The organism is Paenibacillus xylanexedens, assembly GCF_017874615.1.
GTDB classification, from domain to species: domain Bacteria; phylum Bacillota; class Bacilli; order Paenibacillales; family Paenibacillaceae; genus Paenibacillus; species Paenibacillus xylanexedens.
Genome location: NZ_JAGIKV010000008.1, coordinates 134,290 through 153,880, shown reverse-complemented (window position 1 = coordinate 153,880; position 19,591 = coordinate 134,290). Strand labels below are relative to the sequence as shown.

The following is a 19,591-nucleotide window of genomic DNA, read 5'->3' as shown; positions in this document are numbered from 1 at the left end:
TCTACGGTAACAGACATTTTCGTAGAAAGTAACTCAAGGAAACCCCTGTTCCACAAAAATACTGTCACTTTTGGTACAGCGTAGGATCATTTCAGACCACATCATTGTTATAGTCGTCAATAATTGAAATCGTTTTATTTGCTACTTCACTACCGATGGAGGCATATAATTTCTTATCGCCAATAATATAAAATTCTTTTTTTGCTCGTGTAGCTGCAACATTCATCATATTTGGAACAGAGACAGCCCATCTTGCCGCCCCACTGCTATCAGAGTCAGCCCCAAGAACAAAGTAGACAATCTTGGCCTCTTTCCCTTGAAAAGTATGAACAGTTCCAATGTTCGTTGTTTTTCCATTTTCTCGTTTTGTGAAGCCAATTCCATCTAATACTTGTACAAGTTTATTAGCCACATTGCTAAATGGAGTGATAACATAAATTTCATCCGCTAAATTCGGGTCATCTTGCAAACGTTTATCAATTAGACTTTTCAGTAAATCAGCTTGTTCTTTAACAAATTTATCATTTGCTTTCCCCGTTGAGTCATACCATCGTGATGTACCTTGTGCCTCATCTTCTGATTTACCTTGTACCATCAAATCGTCATACGATATTTTATTTGAAATCGTAAACATCGGATAGTCCGAACGTCTGTGCACCCAAAGAGGTATACCAATCCATTCATCCTCATTTTTTTGAAAACCATACTGACTTGTGGCATCCACAATGGTTTGAGTAGAAGCATCAGCAGAGACAAATTTTTCATCAACATTGTAAATTCTTCCGATCAAGGTCAGCACATTTGAGTCTAACGTCATTACTGGTTGTATTTGTGAAGGATCGCCGACCACCATAACCTTTTTGCTTCTATAGATTGCGCCAACACTAGCTTGTGGTAGTGCTTGACCAGCCTCGTCTATGAATAAATTGCCTATTGAGTTTTCATTAAGATTCTTAAACATTCTCCCAAAACTAGCAAAAGTCGTGCTGATAACAGGGATAGCCAAATTCAACCATTGCCATGATTCCGAAATTAACTGAAGTCCGTTCTCTTTTCCAATGTATTCAGACGGTTTGCTCCAGATAATCCTCGCGGCTTTCAAACTCTTTCTGTTCTCATACAGAAATTGCTTTCTAACTTTTAAAGCTGAAATAAACAACTCTGATTGTAATTTACGAAATTGCATTGTAAACCATGGGTTAGACTTTTGAAGTTCATCATAGGATAGTGAAAAATCTAGTTCCTTAATGCCACTTTGAGATTTTAGGTTTTCCAGTACTGCAATTTCTTGTGTCGATTTTTCTAAAGCGTTATGTTGAGTAATCATCCAACGTTCGAAGTCTGCTTTTGTGTCCTGGGTTTGTTTTTGAATATGCTCACTTTTTGTAGCAGTTTCTTTTAACCTATTTTCGAGTCGGATGCGCTCATTCAACCATTTCGTTTTTTGTTTAGATAGATCATTTAAATGATCATTCGCATCATTCAGATTTTTGAAGTACTGCTCAACTTTGGGTCGATTAAATATTTTATGAAACCACAAAGGGCTTGGTTTTTGTGAAGTGACTACATCATAATTTCTTTTAGCTTGAGCTTGTGGATCGATTAGGTTTTCTATCTCAATAGAAGCACTCGATATATCATCTTGAAGATTTAAACTTTCTTGTCTCAGTCTTTCAAATTCACGCGTCGCTTCTGCTTCTTGTGTGATTAAACTTGTACGTTTCTTTTTTTCTTCTTGTTCAAAAGCAATATTTTGCTTGGTATACTTGGTTTTTAATTTTTGAAGTGAATGTATTTTCTCGCTATATTCCTGCATTTTTTCTCTTTCGATTTTCAATTCCTTATAGAGACGGGAGAATTCTTGATAGACACCTTCACCTGTACTGGATTGATAATTATCTTCTAGATCTTTCTCAATTGCTTCTATGCTTAAAAGTAGCTTGTTCACATTTGTTGACGCACCACCCTCTAACGAGAATACACCCCAATTCTCCTCATTTAAAGTCTCCTTTTTAATCTCACGATTTTTTCCGAAACCTTCACCTGTTAGTTTAGAATTAGATATATCTTTGAAATAATCTGCTTCATCCAATTGCTTTTGAAAATCGTCAGCAATCGTTTCTTTCTTTGGTAACTCCTTAACAATGTTTTGGACTGCCCCATTGTTTGAACTTGCAACAACAATATTTTTATCTGAAATGGAGGATGGTAAAATACCAATTTTAGCACTTTGCCAATAAACTAAACTTCTTTTTATCGTTTTATCAGAAAGTTGCACCATTTCCACTGCCTGTTGAACCACCAAATCAGCAAAAATATCTTTTAACAGAGTTGTTTTTCCTGTTCCTGGAGGACCATTGACACTACGAATCTCATTTTTATCGTGTAATGCTAGATTCACCGCAACCTGTTGCATGAATGAGAGTGCAAAAGCAGGGTTACTTGGAAAACGTCCTAACGGGTAATATTTAGGTTGTAAACTGTTTGTCTCAAAAATTTGTGAGTTAAAATGAAGTGACTTTTTATTTCCATCTAAATTCTGCCTGAATCCCGAAAAGCCATTAAAATAACGATCTAAATTTTTAGTAGTGATTACCTTTGCCTTATTCAGATCTTCAATGAAAAACGAATGTAAATTTACTTCTCCATTATCTAAGTTTTTCACAAATGCATAGCGAAAATTATTAGTGGAAACATTATACTTTTGCAAAAGTTCAGAAATGGCACTGTTAAAGCCATCTTCAAATTTACTACTCAAATCTTCTCTGAATGAGTTTTCAAATTTCGAAAAATCTTCTGGTAAATCACCATGTTGGCGGATATAACCGCTCATGGTAAAGAATAATTTGTCTGCTATAAATTCTAATTGGTTATCAAAATATATAGCGAAGGTGAATTTGTCTGATTTACTAACTTCTTCGTGGGTTTTTTCGATCTTGTGCTTCTCCCTCAATATTTCAACAACCTCTTCAAATTCGAAAATATCAAAATATAATACTAAACCCGAATTTTTATAGATCTTATCTTCTACATTTTGTTGTTCTTTTTGTTTAATTAAAAAGTCTCTAAAAAACGAATTCCAGTCTTCTTCCATGGTATGTAAGAGCTTTAGCGGTTTTTCTTTCTTAATAGATCCTTCGGATAGCTGCTCTATCGTAATCCAAGCATTTAAAATATCTTTCTTTTTATTCATGTTCTCCCCCCATTATCATCTGAAGACAAAAAGAAAAGCTCTTCAACCTTAGAGAGCTTCACTACACTAATGTACCAATCATTCATATACGATTTGACTTCTTCTAATCATACCATGGACTTTCCGCTGTCAGTCATTTCGCCCTACTTGTAAGCGTTCCAACGTATCAGTTGATAGGTAAACTCGAATGCTTCTTTATTGCAATAAATACAATCTAATAACGACAAGCAGACCCGTCATAACTTCATGTTAGCAGGTCTGCTTGTCTTGTTTAAAGTGTTTAGGAAGGCAGTACGACATTTACCAAACTATTTATGACCTTTACGAACCTTGAGCTGCATCTTTTTGATCGTTGTGTTTTGCATGAGCTCCAGTACGAGTGGGCCTTTGCCGTTCAGGATCTCTACATCCGTCACATTATCAAGAATCGTAATGATCCCGATGTCGTCTGCGGTTACCCCTTCAAGCTTGGCGATGGTACCTACAAAGTCAACGGCACGAAGTTTCTTCTTCTTGCCTCCGTTGAAGTTCAGCTTCATGATCTGTTGGTTCAGCTGTTCACGCTTGTCCTTTTTGCGTTCAGGTACAATCTTCAATCGCTTCTCAAAATCTTCTCTGCGGCGATCTACAGCTTCTTCGGAAGGAGCCTTCACGACAGGGATTTCGAATCCAATATAGGATTCAATCTCCGCCAGACGTCTGCCATCTTTCGGTGTAATCAACGTAATGGCTTTACCTGTTTTGCCTGCGCGACCCGTACGGCCTGTACGGTGAACATATCCCTCTTTTTCCAAAGGAATATCGTAGTTGATGACATGGGTAATATTTGTGATATCAATACCACGTGCGGCTACATCTGTCGCGATCAGATAGCGGAATTGTCCGCGTCGGAATGCGTTCATTACTTCGATCCGCTCATCCTGCTCCATACCACCATGGATACGATCTGCTGGGTAGTCAAGGTCAGCCATGACCCGGAACAGTTTATCCACATTCTCCTGCGTACGGCAGAACACAATGCAGCTATCCGGATTTTCCACAATGAACAAGTCTTGAAGCAGTGCGGTTTTGTTCACCTCTGGTATGTTAATCACAGCATGTTCAATCGTGGCTGTTGTCAGTCCACTTGCTTTGATCTCAATCTCCACCGGTTTGTTCATGTATTTGCGTGACAGCTTGGCTACATCTTCAGGGAACGTAGCGGAGAACAACATCGTTACGCGCTCCTTCGGCAGTTTCTGAATGATGGACTGTACTGTCTCAATAAAGCCCATATTCAACATCTCATCCGCCTCGTCAATGACGAGATACGCGATCCGTTCGAGTGGCAGCGTGCCTCGTTCGATATGATCCAGTACCCGACCTGGTGTACCAACAGCCACGTGGGTTCTTTGTTTTAACTCTGCTTTTTGGATATGGAAAGGGGACTGTCCGTATAGTGCGGTTGCTTTAATACGCTTAAAGCGGCCGATATTCGTAATATCTTCGTTAACCTGCAAAGCCAGTTCCCGGGTTGGTGTAAGAATCAAAGCCTGTGGCTTATTCTCATTCCAATCCACCAGCTCGCAGAGCGGAATGCCGTAGGCGGCTGTTTTACCACTGCCTGTCTGTGATTTGACCACAAGATCCTGATTCTCCAGTGCTACCGGAATAACTTTGGTTTGAACCTCGGTTGGTGTCTCATAGCCCAGACTGTCCAGTGCTTTTACGATCTCTTCACCAAGTCCATAATCTTTAAATTGTTGCTCGCTCATCGTTTACCTCTTTTGCGTTAGTTTTGAATACTCTACATACAAGCATTGCACCGTACATTTATCGTATACCTCTTCATTATACTCTATATGCAGGCAGGCTAACGGAGTAAATGCTTCAAGTGTGTAAATTGTTTTCAGGATTTTTGATTTGAGGGAGTAACGTTTGTTGCTATTCGTATGTGTATCATAACGTTCCACGTGAAACGAAATGTATCGGCGTATTTTGCTTGGTGTTAATGAATGACCATTTTTACAGCCTTGGTTTGGGGAGGGTAAGATTGAGCTATAACTCCATTGATCCACACTTCTGCACTTCGACCAACGAGTGTCTCATCCAAAGAGACGGTGACAGTCTTTCCTTCGATGATGAGATCGGCGTCCTTGCTGAGAGAGACCCAAATCGGTCCAGAATCAACACCGTGATCCTCTTTATTCTCTATGAGTACCTGACCTCTTTCTTCCTCAAAATCCGTAATAATTCCTCGCACATGTGGCTTCTCTTTCCCTTGTTCTACGGACTTCTCTGCACATCCAAGGGTTAACAGGAGCATGATGACTGGTAGTAAGGATAACCTTCGTGTAATGGACATTGGGTTACTCACCTCTCATCCTTTTTAATGCATCTATAACTATGGACGTTACCTGAGGCGACGAAGTTCCTGTATATCAATAAAAAGAACCAAAATCATTTGATTCAGTCTGGAACTGAAATTTGGAATATGTTAGCATATGGTTAACTTACTGAACGGAGGGATACGTGTGCAAAATTTTTCCCGATTGAGATAGTGTGGCGAAAAACGTCTGTTTACGCTTGCTGTTTACTGCCTGTGTGCAGTTCATCGGGATCGGTTTGCCATTTTACACGTATGCCGCTAGTCGTCGTGAAAGAATCACTCTTTGAAGTGGTTCTTTGATGTACTACTATTTTTTGTGAGCATTCAGGTATGCCAACATCCGAAATGAACTGCACAGGCGAACATGTCTGTGTTTTTTATTTTATCAAGGAAAAGGGGAGTACCTGATATGACAAAACCGAACTTGAATGAGAATTTGGCAATTCAAAAGGAACTATTATTTTTAGCAAAACAGAACGGACTTCTTATCGTTGAGGAATCCTTAGAGATCAACGAGTCGGGGATGGATTTTCGTGTAGCATTCGCCACGGATGAAGAAGGCCGCAGATGGGTTCTGCGCCAGCCGCGACGCGAAGACGTATGGGAGCGAGCCGAGAATGAGCACAAGGTGCTGGATGTGGTCCGAGGAAATATACCCGCACAAGTACCGGATTGGAGGATCTTCACGCCAGAGTTGATAGCTTATCCTTTACTTGAAGGTGATCCGATCGCAGTTGTGGATCCCGCAGGGGGAGGGTATGTATGGCGATTCCCTCAGGATGGCTTATCTGATTCATTCCTGGATTCACTAGCTACGACTCTCGCCACACTGCATAACATCGATCCCGACAAGGCGAAGAAAGGTGGAGTGCGGATCAAGACACCTATGGAAGCTCGCAAAGAATTTGCAGCCAATATAGAGGAGATTAAGCAGAACTTTACGGTGCCAACCAAGCTAGTTGAACGTTGGACGGTATGGCTTTCTAAAAATAGCTATTGGCCGCAGCACTCGGCGTTCATCCATGGTGATCTGCATCCGCCGCATATTATTGTCGATGATGCCCAGCGAGTAACTGGACTTATTGATTGGACGGAAGCGGAGATTGCAGATCCGGGTAAGGACTTTGTCATCTACTACGCACTCTTTCAGGAGGAGGGGCTGCGTGAGCTTTTGAGTCGTTATGAGAAGGCAGGGGGAAGAACATGGCCCAAGATGCTGGAGCATATTCGGGAGCAGTGGGCAGCTTATCCTGCAATTGTTGCCAAGTTTGCACTAATTACAGGAAAGGGGTCCGACATGGAGATGGCGAGAGGCATGCTTGCGAACTGGGATGTGAAGAGAGGTTGAGTATCGAAGGTATATATAATTCGTTCACCCGTTATGGCACGTACTCTCGCAAAGCAGTTGCAGCAATACTCATAACGGTTCGTTAACATAACAAAGGGCGATCCCTTCCATGATGTCCATGGGAGGGATCGCCCTTTTTCTTTTTCGTTAAGCGTGGTGCGTCACGATTGTATTTATTTCAAAATACTCACATATTTCCCGTATACAAATGCTACACGTCCATCCAGCTTCACTTTTACCCAGCCATACTTGTCTGTACTGATCACCTCAAGCACAGTGCCCTTTGGTACCGCAGCAACGACTTTTGCTTTGGATGAAGCGCCAGCGCGTACGTTCAGGTAAGCCGCAGTAACCTTGGCTTGTTTGCCTTTGATGACAGTTCCCGGTTTACCAGTGCTTGGTGTTGATGGTTTACCAGGTTTCGACGTGCCTGGAGTTGGTGTTGGTTTTGGTACTGTTGGCGTTGTCGGCTTCTCAGGTGTAGGAGTAGTTGCTCCCTCGCCATTGCCTGACGATTTGCGAGCTTTGTTCAGCTGTTGATAGAACGCTCCCTTGGTTTTCACGCCTGCGAATTGTGCTGCACTCACACCTGCTTTGGCAGATAGCGTATCAATCTCTTCTTGAGTCACCGCATCCAAAATGTTAATGGAGGCAATGTTGGTGTACTTGCCATCTTCCGTTGTCGGCACAGACATGATGCCATCGTTAACTAACTCCACCACATCTGCACGTTCCGGTGCAGTCAGGTCTACGCCGGTGATTTTCCAGTTGTGTTGAATCTTCGGTTCGTAGACACCTTTCATGACATCTTTCAGATAGGCGATGGACAGGTTGCGAATCGTACCTTGAATCTCACCAAATGCCGAAGCATCCTTGGAGGACCATAGCTGCTTGAACTTACGTCCTTCCATCGCGCCGCCTTTGGCAATCAGGGCTTCCATTCGATAGGCGTTCATGCCAAGTTTTAACGTATCGTCTTCTTTTACCACTGACCCATCGCTGTACTTGAGATTTGTAATCCGACTACCGTATGGTTTGGTCAGGTCAATCTCATATGTTACGCCACCGAAGAAATCATCGGTGCTGTATTTGGAAGCACGTCGTTTCGGATCAAAGCTGACGGTCACATCACCCGGACGTGTGGAGTTGAAGTACCCCGCAGACCACTCCATATAATCCATTAGATCACGTCCGGTTACTTCATATACGGTCACTTCACCAAAAGTGTATTGGTAGTTGAACGCAATATCCTTTTTCTTGATCGGACCTACATCCAGCTTGGCCTTATCGTTATCAATCTGGTGCGCGACCACATCGGCATCACTGTAATGCAACATCACTTCGGTGAAAAAATCAGACAAAGGTGTTTCCTGGATCTGCACCGCAGGGATACCTTTAATCTCATCAGCAGGGACCAGGTTCGTTCCTTTTAGTTCAGCCACTTCAATATTGGCATCGGCACGAGCGAACTCGTGGAACGGGTGCAATGTCTCTTCCAGCGCAGGATCGGAGACTTCATATGTTCCGTCGGCTGCTTTTACAGCGAGAGCTTGAGCTTCTTTGCTTTTCAGCACAACTTTGTCGCCGTCTTTTTCGAATGTCAGATCAATTCGAGAGATATGTGAGCCATATTTATTCGGTTCGGAGATCAATACGCCGTTAACCGTTTGGGATTCAATCAAGGTATGCATGTGTCCGGCAAAAATGGCAGCCAGCTCCGGGTTGGCGTTGGCGATATCCGTCACTCCGGTGCCCGGATTTCCGTTCTCGTTATCCAATCCCATATGCATGAGTCCAACCATGACATCGACTTTGCCTTTCAGCTCAGCAATGGCCTTCTTGGTCTCTTCCACAGGATCTTTGACGATGATGCCGTCCAGGTGATCCGTCCCTTTCTCAAACTCGGTAATCATAGGTGTGTTCATTCCGATAACACCCACTTTGATTCCGTCTTTCTCGATAATCGTATAGGCAGGCATGTAACGGTCGCCGTTTTCTTTGAAAATGTTACCCACGAGAGGCTGTCCATTGAATTGGGAAGAGATCTTCTCCAGTACGTCCAGTCCAAAGTTAAACTCATGGTTACCCATAACCCATGCGTCATATTTCATTTCGTTCATTGCAACCATCATGGGAGATTGAGGTTGATCATTGAACAACTCAGCCGAGTTATCCTGAATCATGTCTCCTGCATCCAGCAGGATCGTATTGGGATTCTCCGCACGCACTTTTTTCACAATAGTATAGAGTTGAGTCATGCTTCCCGTTGGGTTCGGACCGTCCAGAGCATAGTCCCACGGCATAAATCGACCATGTATATCGGATGTTCCCAGCAACGTGATCTTAGTCTCCTTGTCTGCCTCAGCAGCCTGAACCGGAGTGGAAGCAAAAGGGGCAAACAAAATGGAGGCACATAAGAGGAACGATAAAGGCCATCCGGCGAAACGTTTTGTTGAAATTTTGCGCATGTTGTAATCTCCCTTGTTATCTAGTATGTGTAAAGATATGTATCATTTCATACTAGATAAACATGTGGGGAATGTAAACTCCAATGTAAGAGTTATGTTGGATTTAAGAGTGTGATTCTATAAATAACTTCAGAAAAGGCACTGAATTCTATTTTTTTACAATAAAATACTATAATTTGACAGGTGTTAAAAACCAAAATTATCCAGTAAAATGATGTTTGTAAGCGCTTTACAAAAAAAGAATACTAAGGAGGAAAATCATTGATTAAGTCTAAGTGGTTCAAAACAGTCGGCTCACTGGCGTTGGTAGGGATTCTCGCTGCTTCTGTTGCGGTTGGTAGTGTGAGTGCTGGTTTGGCGAAAGGCAGCAAATTTTTGGGCAATATTATAGCTAGCCAGGTTCCTTCAAATTTTAGCCCGTATTGGAATCAGGTAACTCCGGAGAACTCAACCAAGTGGGATGCTGTGGAAGGCACACGCAACGTAATGAATTGGGGCCAGGCGGACATGGCCTACAACTATGCTAACAACAACGGATTTCCGTTCAAATTCCATACGCTCGTATGGGGAAATCAACAGCCAAATTGGATTAACAGTCTCTCAGCCGCTGATCAGAAAGCTGAAGTGACACAATGGATTAAGGCCGCAGGACAGCGGTATTCGAAGTCTGCCTTCGTTGATGTTGTGAACGAACCTCTGCATGCGAAACCATCCTACCGCAATGCCATTGGTGGAGATGGGGCAACGGGTTGGGACTGGGTCATCTGGTCATTCGAGCAGGCGAGACAAGCCTTCCCTAACTCCAAATTGTTAATTAATGAATATGGTATTATCGGTGATCCCGCTAAAGCGGACCAATATATCCAGATTATCAACCTTTTGAAAAACAGAGGTCTGGTTGATGGTATTGGAATCCAAGCGCATTACTTCAATATGGACAACGTTTCTGTGAGCACGATGAACACGGTATTGAACAAGCTTGCAGCGACAGGGTTGCCAATCTATGTATCCGAGCTGGATATGACAGGTGACGATAATACACAATTGCAGCGTTATCAGCAGAAATTCCCTGTGCTTTGGAAGCATTCTGCCGTTAAAGGCGTGACGCTGTGGGGCTACAATCAGGGGCAAACGTGGGTAAATGGTTCACATCTGGTTAATAGCAACGGTACAGAACGTCCAGCTATGCAATGGCTGAGAAATTACCTGGCGAACAATCCTTAAGCGTGCGTTTGCACGAATCTGAGCTCCCTTGTGATTCCGATGACTAGTATATAACACCAAATAGCGCCTGTTCCACATGTTAAGCATGGGAACATGGCGCTATTTGGTGTGCAGAAGGGTGTTTCTATGTGTTAACCGTTTTAAACTTCTTCCTCAACCACACCCAAGGCGCTATTTTTCTCTTTGAACAGCTCATTGTGTGAGGAGACATAAGCCATTGGAGAAGCGTCGGGTTGTATATAACGCTTGGCACTGTTCAGTGCAAGGATACCACTGGTGAAGGTGCCTGCGAGTAATTCAACTTTGCTATCATAGGCAACAAAATCACCTGCGGCATATACGCCGGGAAGGTTGGTCGTCATATCTGCTTCCACCTCCAGGTTCCATTCACCCAGATTCAGTCCCCATTCCCGGATGGTACCATAGTTGCACTTCATACCGTGATTGACGATAACCGCATCGACCTCCAGCTGCTCTTGCTCTGAAGTCTCGCTATGGACGAGTGATACACGATTAATTTGTGTCCCATCGCTACTGTGGAGCGCTTCTATAGTATAGGGTGTCCGAACTTGAACGGAGGAGTTCTTCATCATCGTAACACTGCGCTCCAGACCGCCAAAGTGATCACGGCGATGAACGATCGTTACGCTACTGGCTATGGGTTGTAACTCATTGGCCCAGTCTACAGCAGAATCGCCTCCACCTGAGATTAATACCCGCTGGTTACGGAAGCGTTCCAGTTCCTGAACCGTGTAGTGCAGGTTGGTCACTTCGAAGCGATCTGCTCCTTCAATCTCAAGCTTGACGTTCTGGCGCTCTCCGTACCCAATAGCCAGAATCACGGTCTTGGTCAGATGTTGCTCGCCTTGATCAGCGGTCAGGAGAATGGCTCCATCCTCCTGACGCTGCATGCCGACAATCCGCTGTCCGAGAACAATCGTAGGATCGAATGTACGGGCTTGTCCAATCAACTGCGCAATGAGCTGTTCCCCACGAATTGGAGGCATGGCCCCGACATCCCATATCATTTTCTCAGGATACGTCAGGACTCTTCCGCCCAGTTCATGCTGTGCTTCGATAACCTTGGTCTTCAGTTCTCTCATGCCACTATAAAAAGCCGTGTACAACCCGGCGGGTCCTCCACCGATGATGGTCACATCATACAGTTCAAGTGAATCTGTCATTACTTACCTCCATAATTGGTTGGGTACAATCCCATTATTTTTTGAGCATGATTGGCAGTTGTTTGATCAGTTCTTCCCTTGCCAGTGGATCTGTCGATATCCCAAGACCGCCATTTACGAAATACACTTTACCGGCTTTGATAGCGGGCAGTTGGCTCCATACAGGACCTTTGGTCATGTTCTCGACTTCCTTCAGTTCTTCGTCACTGTAATACACAATGAATATCCGGTCCCCGGCAATTTCGGGCAGCTGTTCAATGGAAATATTGGCATATCCATAGTCATCCGGGTCATCAATCATTTTCTGAATCGCTGCGGTTGGCTTGAATCCATCTTCGTTATACACGAAACCGGGCAGGTAACTGGTCGTGTACACACTTAATCTTTTCTGGCCGATCATGTATTGGAATACCGATGCCGTCTCGTCCTTCTCAATGGTGCCATCCTGCTGTAGATCGTTCCACATCTTCACAATCTTTGCATTATGCTGTGCAAGAAACTCTTCTGGTACTTGCTTGTTGCCAAGCCATTCACCCAGACGATTGATCCGAACAGGCATAGGGTCCCATTCATTGGTCAGGATCACTGGTGCGATCTTGGAGAGGGTCTCATTCTGCTTTTGGTCTGGAGTTGATGTAATAATCAGATCGGGCTGAAGTTCCACAATCTTCTCGGGACTTGGCGGCCATCCGATATCTGCCACATCTTTCAGTTCGTCTTTATACGTCGCGTATTGCAAACCTTGTTGTACTACACCTACAGGCTTGATACCGAAAATCAACAGATCTCCAACCGTGTTGTCGGTGTATACGATGCGTTTGGGCGCTATGGGAATCTCCACCTGATTACCATAAGCATCGGTAGCCATCTGGGTTCCTTTTTCCTCGGATTGGGTGGTCGTTTGACTGGTGTTCTGCGCCGCTGTGTTGTTGGCTGTATCCGCTGTTTTACCACAAGCTGTTGCCACCAATACCACTAAACATAAAGTGAGCAGCGTGGTGAGTCTCGACATGTTGTGTATCATGAATATCCCCCTGTATGATGAAGCATTTACTGATAATCATTATCAATAAATCAAGTGTAATGCCGTTCAAGAATGCATTCAATGGAAGATTAGGACGTTTTTTTTGCATTAATAGGCTGGTTCTGGGCAGGATTGGGCCATTGATAACCAGGGAAGAGTTGAGTTATGATGGCTCTAATTGATAATGGTTATCATGAAAAGGAGAGCTGACTTTGGATCTGACTCATCTCAAAACCCGTTACGGTGTTCCCGGCATTTATTACGAACTTCACGGGTTGGCTCTACAGCATCTATCGCCTAACGATGATATTCCACCACAAACACTAACAACCGAGATCATGATTGTGGTGGAGGAGGGAGAGGGTCTGCTCATTTGCGATGGTAAGATACATGAGCTGCAATATGGAGTTCCCCTCGTTATTAATGCAGGACACACGGTAGAGATTCGAATAAACGAAGAGACGTTGTTATCCGCGTGGTTAGTCGCCTTTACCTTGCATGATTCGGAACGCAGAATGTTCCCCGCCCTTGTCGAGACCCGTGAGATGGACACGGCCGGATTTCGAGCCATATTGCAGCGGATCAGGGGGATTGAGAACCGTCGTATGGTACAGGATCGCAAACAACGAGTCGGTATTCACACCCAGTTTCAGAGATTAATGAGTATGGTGCTGCAAGATACCCATGAGTACGAAGGAGAAGTCTCCAGCGAGCATACAAGAGCGAATATATCCGAGATCATTACGCAGCTAAAGGGCCGCTACAACGAGGAAATTACCGTGGATGATCTGGCGGCACAGGCCAGAATTAGCAAGCGCAGATTTACCCATTGGTTCAGACAACTCACAGGAACGAATCTGTCGGATTATATGACAACGCTGCGGATGGAACATGCCAAACAACTGCTTTTACGCGGAGGACGTATGAAAGAGGTGGCCACTCTGGTGGGATATCGGGATGAGTACTATTTCAATCGACGCTTTAAACAGATGGAAGGAATCTCGCCAGGTCAGTTCATTCTTAACCACCGGCAGAGCTCGTCCAACATCTGTGTGATGAGTTGTCTCGGCCATCTGCTTGCCCTTGGAATCCGCCCGGCAGCGGTTGCCAAAAATCTGTCCAATGAGCATTACCTAACCCCGTTAAGTGCGAGTTTCCACAAGGTTAACAGCGTACCGCTGGACCCACAGGAGATTTCCTATTTGCAGCCTGAGATGATTCTTGTTGGAAATCAGGAGGAATACGACACGTTATCACCAATCGCGCGGACATATATCTTTTCACAGAACGACCACAAGCCATTTGTATTGTTACAGAAACTTGGAGAGGTATTCGGTAAGGGGCCAGAAGCGGAGAAGGTAATGAAGCAATATGAGCGTAAAACACAGCGTCTGAAATCCCGGTTAAAGGGTGTAATTAAAAGCACAGATACGTTCTCCGTGATGGAAATACGCGATGATTCGATCTATGTATTCGGCAATTACTGGTGTAGGGGAGCCTACAATCTGTATGATGGCCTTGGACTTCAGGCACCAGAGCGGGTTCAGAAGGAATTAATTGACCGTCAGGCTTATCTCATGATCTCAGAGGAGCAAGTTACATCCTATGCAGGTGACCACTTGTTCCTGACGGTGCTGGATTCGGAGCGGTATCAACGTATATCAAACAGCATCTGGTGGCAGGAAATGCCCGCAGTAAGGCAGAATCAGGTATATATGACCGAATATACGGAATTTGCAGTTACCGACCCCATATCTATGCCTTACCAGCTGGATACCCAGGTGAAATTAATATTGGATCGTCAAATGTCCCAATCCTGAGTATCTGTTTACCCTAGGCTGCGGGAGTGAAGCATTTAATTTTAATCCAAATCAAGACAAAAGCGATCAGTGCAAAGATCATTCCGCTCCAGATCAATTGATGTATTCCCAGGTTCGCGATGAACCATCCGCCGATGGCAGTACCCAAAGTAATACCAAGGTTGGAAAAGGATACAAATAAGCTATTGCCGAATTCAGGCGCGTCCTGCGCTTCAGCGGTTAACCAGGTTTGGCTTACAATTAATCCTCCTGAATGCACGGATGCCCAGAGGATGACTACAATAACCATCCACATGAAGTGAGGACCGGCCCAATAGACGAGTGCGTAAGCTGATATATAGAGCAGGGGGAACATGAGGACAGTTCGGACCATGCTCTTACGCAGAAACTGTCCAAACCCCAAATTTCCGATAATCATGACGACACCGAAGACCGTAAGCATGACACTGATCCATGATCCGCTCATTTGAGTGACCTGTCCAAGATACTCGGCGAAATAGCTGTACACGGAGAACATGGCGGCGAATATAAAAATGACTGCGGCAACATTCAGCCATAATCCAGGTTTGCGCAGAATACCGAGCTGCTTGCCATAGGACATCTTTTCTTTCACGGGCATGGAGGGCAGCCAGATCCATATGCCGATCAAAGCAACTACACTGACCATCGCTCCAAACAGGAAGGCGATTTCGAGGGATAAGCGTTCAGCAAGGTAAGATGTCAGTGGCACGCCAAAAGCAAAGCCTGCGGTAACTCCGGTGAATACTTTGGCGACGGCCTGACTACTTTTCTCCGCCGGAACAAGTTGGGCACTTGTGACCAGGGCTACGGAAAAGAAGACGGGATGGAATAACGCGGGAATGATACGGAAGATAAGCATGGTATCAAATGTTGTAGCGTAGGCATATACGACGTTCGAGATGGCAAACATCAGCACAGCGGCTAAAAGGATAATTTTGCGATTCATCCCGGATGCCAGCAAGGTGAGAAAAGGGCCTGCAATGGCTACGACTAGCGCAAATATACTGACCAGCCAACCTGCCTGTGCAGCCGTAATGTTGAATTTATTCGCGACCTGAGGCAGTACCCCCACAATTCCCATTTCTGTTGTAATAATTCCGAATACCCCGAGTGCCAGCATCAGGATAAGGAGTGGATTGACCTGTTGTGATTTCATGTAAAGCGTACCTCCATTAAATTTAAATATACAGAAAAGTAGATATATTATGCTGAAATGAGCCTGCCTTGCCTCCTATAATATGATGAACATGAGAGTAAGTTCTCTGGATTACATTATATCTATATTTATAGATTTGTAAATATAAAAAGTGAAACGTCATATCTTTAAGTCGTCTTCGGCTTGTGTTCTACAGGAGTAATTATGCTGACAATAAGCATGGTCTGGCCCATAAAAAAAAAGCGCCGGCCCGGGGAATCCTTGGGGCTGACGCTATTGATGTCCGCGTTTTTAACGATGTGTTGGATTAGTTATTTTGGATGAATAACCATGCTGTTGAATGAATCGGCTTCCAGCTCCATGTGTAGGGTCTGTCCTTCTTCAAGGGTTAGATACAGGTCACGACGGTCCCGGAATGGATTGTTGATGACAATCACGAGACTGTTATCCGGGTTGCGAAAAGCAACGGATTTCCCGCTCCATGCGCCAGACAGGCCGACTCTTCGAGCACCAGGAACAATATGATGCGCGAAGTGTTTCATCACATAATACTCCGGGTTCCGAGTAACCTCCGTCGTGTCTGGATCTATCGTAATCATGGAGTTCTGCTCCCAGCCCCATGTGCTGCGGCCTTTGGGCTCCAGAACCATGTTCCAGTAGATGTACGCGTTCACTCCGTTGCTGAAGTAATGCTGGTAGAGATTATATACATATTTGGCGTAGTTCCATGAGTTGTTGCCATCGCCGCATTCGTTCTCGGTCTGCATATACCGAAGCTCCGGATAACTTGCCGCAGTACGTTGAATGGCATTTTTTCCAGCCCATTGATACCCAACACCTTTGATATAGGAATAGGCCTTTGGATCACTCAGGACAAGCCCAGCGTACTCATCGAAGTCATTCGTTTTTTTCTTGATTAATTCCTCCCATGGATCAGGGGCGTTGATCGTTCCCAGCCAGATCTCCGTATCCAGACCGTGTTGGTCAAAAGCCGGGCCCAGATAATCGGCAATAAACTCACGAAGCTGCTCGCCTGTCCACATGCAAGAAGGAAATTTCTGATCTGCAATCACTTCGTTCTGCACATGCACCTGATGGATCGTAATGCCTGCGTCACGGTAAGCCTGTACAAACTTTACGAAATACAGGGCGTAGGCCTCCAGAATATCTTTCTCCCAGCGCAGTGTCCCGTAGTTATAGGCTTTGGGCGATTTCATCCACGTTGGCGGACTCCATGGGGAGGCGAAGAATTGCAGGTTTGGGTTATAACTTAGAGCTTCCTTAATGTAAGGAATCAGATATTTGAAATCACGTTTGATCGAAAAATGTTCCATGGCTACGTCGCCGTCCATCTCGTTGTGGCTATACCACTGCTCTGCATAATCACTTGCGCCAATCGGCAGGCGACAGATGTTAAACTTGTGCTCACCCTCCGGATGGAAGAGAGAATGAAATACCTCGTGGCGCTGCTCCTCATTCAAGTGGGATAGAGCCATATAACCAAGCTCGTTGAAACAGCCGCCAAACCCTTCCACAAGCTGGTGCTGTTCACCCGTCAGTTTTAAGTTGGCGCTTTCATTAGTCGGCACAAAAGATAGCTCTCTCCACGGGTTGTCTTGGGTTGTGGAATAACCAGTGAGCGTGAATGTCATGTGAATTTCCTCCTCGCTTGAACCTCAGTTGTCATATATATTACGTTCAGTATAACAACTCCCACTGCAAAAGAAGATATGCTAAACCGTGTGAAATTTACCCTAATCCAAGATAGAGCACCACGAGTACGTTTCCGCACAGACAGATCTTATGCTGTATTTGCTTGTAATCGGCGATGTCCATATACCATTATCCAATGTCATAGCGAAAATCCCCGCTGATTGTTCAGACAAGGACTTCGCTGTGTTTCTCTTATGGCTGGTAATGAACGTGAGACACTACTTAAGGCTGTACACTCTCACCAAGCTGTTTATTTTCGAAAATTAGAATCGTTTTGCTGCTTCCGATGTAACCAACAGAGGTATTGAATTGCTCTGAGATGAAGCGTACCGGTACAAAAGCTTTACCATTTTTCATCAGAAGAGGAGCATCATTGATCGCAAGCGCATCATTCACGACGACTTGCTTGTTGCCCACGCTCCAGCGGATGGTTTTGTCATTCTGTGTGATCACAGCTTCGCGTGTACCACTGTTCCAGTTCACACTGGCGTTTAACTGCTCCGAGACAAATCGCAGAGGCACATAGGTCCGCCCTTCATCGATAAAAGGTGCAGCATCCAGTACATAAGCGCGATCTCCTACATAAGCAGTGGTGGACCCTTCAATCAGACGCTGGAAGCTGCCCTGCGGCGTTCGTTTCTGCTCCCGCACATTCATCCGGTTCAGAAGCTGCATCGTATGACTGCCGCTCACAACATCCAGATAGTTGTTCTGCACCGTGAGTCCCGCAGGTTCAACCTCTGAGGTAGATGTCTGAATACCGGAGGATAACGAGGTGGAGGCCGAGATATCCTGTATGGCATTTGCCGCTGACTGATCACGGGTAAACGTAAAACCTGCAATCGGTGTTAGATCCCACACCCGGTTGTTGGACAATTTCAATACATCCAGGTTGGATAGTTGCCGAAGAGGTTCCAGATCATAGATCTGATTGGATTCTGCATTCAGCTCCTTCAGCACAGTTAGTCCCTCAAGCCCCTTAAGGTGCTGTACTTGGTTACCAGAGATATCAAGTGTCCGCAGCCGTGTCATGTGCTTCAGTGGTGTCAGATCCGTGATTTGGTTGCCTGCCACATTCAGGTTCCGCAGCGTATTTGGCAGTTCTGCCAGTACGTCCAGCGTCTGAATCTGATTGTTTGCTACATTGAGTTGTTGGAGTCGCGTTTTACCCATGAGCGGTGTCAGATCGCTAATCGTATTGTTTGAGATCTCAAGCCACTTCAGTGCATCCGCATCCGAGAGGGCCGCAAGACTGTCGATCTGGTTACCGCTGGCGTGGAACGTATGTAATCGGTTGAACCCACGTACAACCTCTATGGAAGATATGGAATTGTTGCTGATGTACAGCCGTCCCAAGTCTTTTAATTCAGTAAGTGCGTCTATGGATGTAATGTAATTATTGCGAACATCGATCTCGCGAAGCTGGGTTAGGTGCGCCAGCGGTGTGAGATCCTCAATCTCATTCCCATATAATCGGAGGTGAGTCAGATTGGTTGCATATTCGAGACCGGTAAGGCTGTGAATACCTGCATTGCTCAGATCTACCACCTCAAGCTGCTCCAGATCCGTTGAAGTTAATGGCACATCCAGAGGTTTGTTCAGGATTAACTTCAGTCCGTCCTCCAAAGCGGGATCTTCAATGATTCCCTCGCCCAAGTCTGTAGTGGTGTAAGCCATGGCTTGCCCCGATGCCCCGAGACTCAGGATGAATACTAGAAATAATAGCGTCATTCTTCTCATTGCATGCATTCCCTCCGATTTTTAGAATTATAAAATAATCCGAACAGATTGAGTTAGTTAAGTATAGTATCTACACGATAACAGCGACCGGAAGGTTGTTCTGCCCACGGGAGTGTTCAGTGTGAATTGAAGAGTTTAACATATGCAGGTTCGGCTAAAAGCACATCTATAGTTATTAACCCGTCAACGGGAAAAAGGAACAAGGAATTTCGTAATGGGTATTTCTCTACTTCTATTCTATATGAAACAAACCCTGCTCTGCACTCTTTAGAGACATGTTTATCAAAAAAAATAGAACATCTCCCGCAGACCCTATTCAACCCACCCTTGAA

Annotated in this window: 12 protein-coding genes; 3 read left to right on the top strand and 9 right to left on the bottom strand. The window is 44.7% G+C overall.

The features are described 5' to 3' along the window. Positions 1–91: 91 nt before the first annotated feature. From J2Z28_RS12745 to J2Z28_RS12735, 3 genes are all read right to left on the bottom strand, one after another. Entirely contained in the window at positions 92–3,193 is a 3,102-nt protein-coding gene (locus J2Z28_RS12745; protein WP_211082786.1) for an AAA domain-containing protein, read from the bottom strand. Between the two features lie 308 nt (positions 3,194–3,501). Then, complete coding sequence (locus J2Z28_RS12740; RefSeq protein ID WP_211082785.1) at positions 3,502–4,947, bottom strand: DEAD/DEAH box helicase; 1,446 nt, start codon at positions 4,945–4,947, stop codon at positions 3,502–3,504. A 233-nt stretch (positions 4,948–5,180) separates the two neighbouring features. Continuing rightward, positions 5,181–5,537 carry a hypothetical protein gene (locus J2Z28_RS12735; protein ID WP_211082784.1) on the bottom strand — a complete coding sequence of 119 codons (357 nt, stop codon included), beginning with the start codon at positions 5,535–5,537 and terminating at the stop codon, positions 5,181–5,183. Positions 5,538–5,970: 433 nt separating this feature from the next. On the opposite strand from J2Z28_RS12735, the gene J2Z28_RS12730 reads away from it, so the two are divergent. Then, on the top strand, positions 5,971–6,909 hold the full coding sequence (locus J2Z28_RS12730) for a macrolide 2'-phosphotransferase (RefSeq protein WP_211082783.1): 939 nt from the start codon (positions 5,971–5,973) through the stop codon (positions 6,907–6,909). Between the two features lie 173 nt (positions 6,910–7,082). Here J2Z28_RS12730 and J2Z28_RS12725 read toward each other — a convergent pair whose 3' ends face one another. Continuing rightward, positions 7,083–9,377, bottom strand: a complete 2,295-nt coding sequence (locus tag J2Z28_RS12725; protein ID WP_211082782.1) for a 5'-nucleotidase C-terminal domain-containing protein — start codon at positions 9,375–9,377, stop codon at positions 7,083–7,085. A gap of 261 nt (positions 9,378–9,638) precedes the next feature. Here J2Z28_RS12725 and J2Z28_RS12720 point away from each other — a divergent pair, with 261 nt between their 5' ends. Beyond that, the gene (locus tag J2Z28_RS12720) at positions 9,639–10,601 is read left to right on the top strand and encodes an endo-1,4-beta-xylanase (protein WP_211082781.1); all 963 of its coding nucleotides are present in this window, start codon (positions 9,639–9,641) and stop codon (positions 10,599–10,601) included. A gap of 140 nt (positions 10,602–10,741) precedes the next feature. On the opposite strand, the gene J2Z28_RS12715 is transcribed toward J2Z28_RS12720, so the two are convergent. Both J2Z28_RS12715 and J2Z28_RS12710 read right to left on the bottom strand, forming a co-directional pair. After that, entirely contained in the window at positions 10,742–11,785 is a 1,044-nt protein-coding gene (locus J2Z28_RS12715; protein WP_211082780.1) for an NAD(P)/FAD-dependent oxidoreductase, read from the bottom strand. 34 nt (positions 11,786–11,819) lie between these two features. Beyond that, a complete protein-coding gene (locus J2Z28_RS12710) occupies positions 11,820–12,809 on the bottom strand; it encodes an ABC transporter substrate-binding protein (RefSeq protein WP_211082779.1) in 990 nt (329 codons plus the stop codon). A gap of 212 nt (positions 12,810–13,021) precedes the next feature. Here J2Z28_RS12710 and J2Z28_RS12705 point away from each other — a divergent pair, with 212 nt between their 5' ends. Further along, entirely contained in the window at positions 13,022–14,629 is a 1,608-nt protein-coding gene (locus J2Z28_RS12705; protein ID WP_211082778.1) for a helix-turn-helix domain-containing protein, read from the top strand. Positions 14,630–14,642: 13 nt separating this feature from the next. Here J2Z28_RS12705 and J2Z28_RS12700 read toward each other — a convergent pair whose 3' ends face one another. From J2Z28_RS12700 to J2Z28_RS12690, 3 genes are all read right to left on the bottom strand, one after another. After that, entirely contained in the window at positions 14,643–15,806 is a 1,164-nt protein-coding gene (locus J2Z28_RS12700; RefSeq protein ID WP_211082777.1) for an MFS transporter, read from the bottom strand. Between the two features lie 311 nt (positions 15,807–16,117). After that, on the bottom strand, positions 16,118–17,458 hold the full coding sequence (locus J2Z28_RS12695; protein ID WP_211082776.1) for a glycoside hydrolase family 30 protein: 1,341 nt from the start codon (positions 17,456–17,458) through the stop codon (positions 16,118–16,120). A gap of 283 nt (positions 17,459–17,741) precedes the next feature. Then, on the bottom strand, positions 17,742–19,259 hold the full coding sequence (locus J2Z28_RS12690) for a leucine-rich repeat domain-containing protein (RefSeq protein ID WP_211082775.1): 1,518 nt from the start codon (positions 19,257–19,259) through the stop codon (positions 17,742–17,744). Between the last annotated feature and the right edge of the window lie 332 nt (positions 19,260–19,591).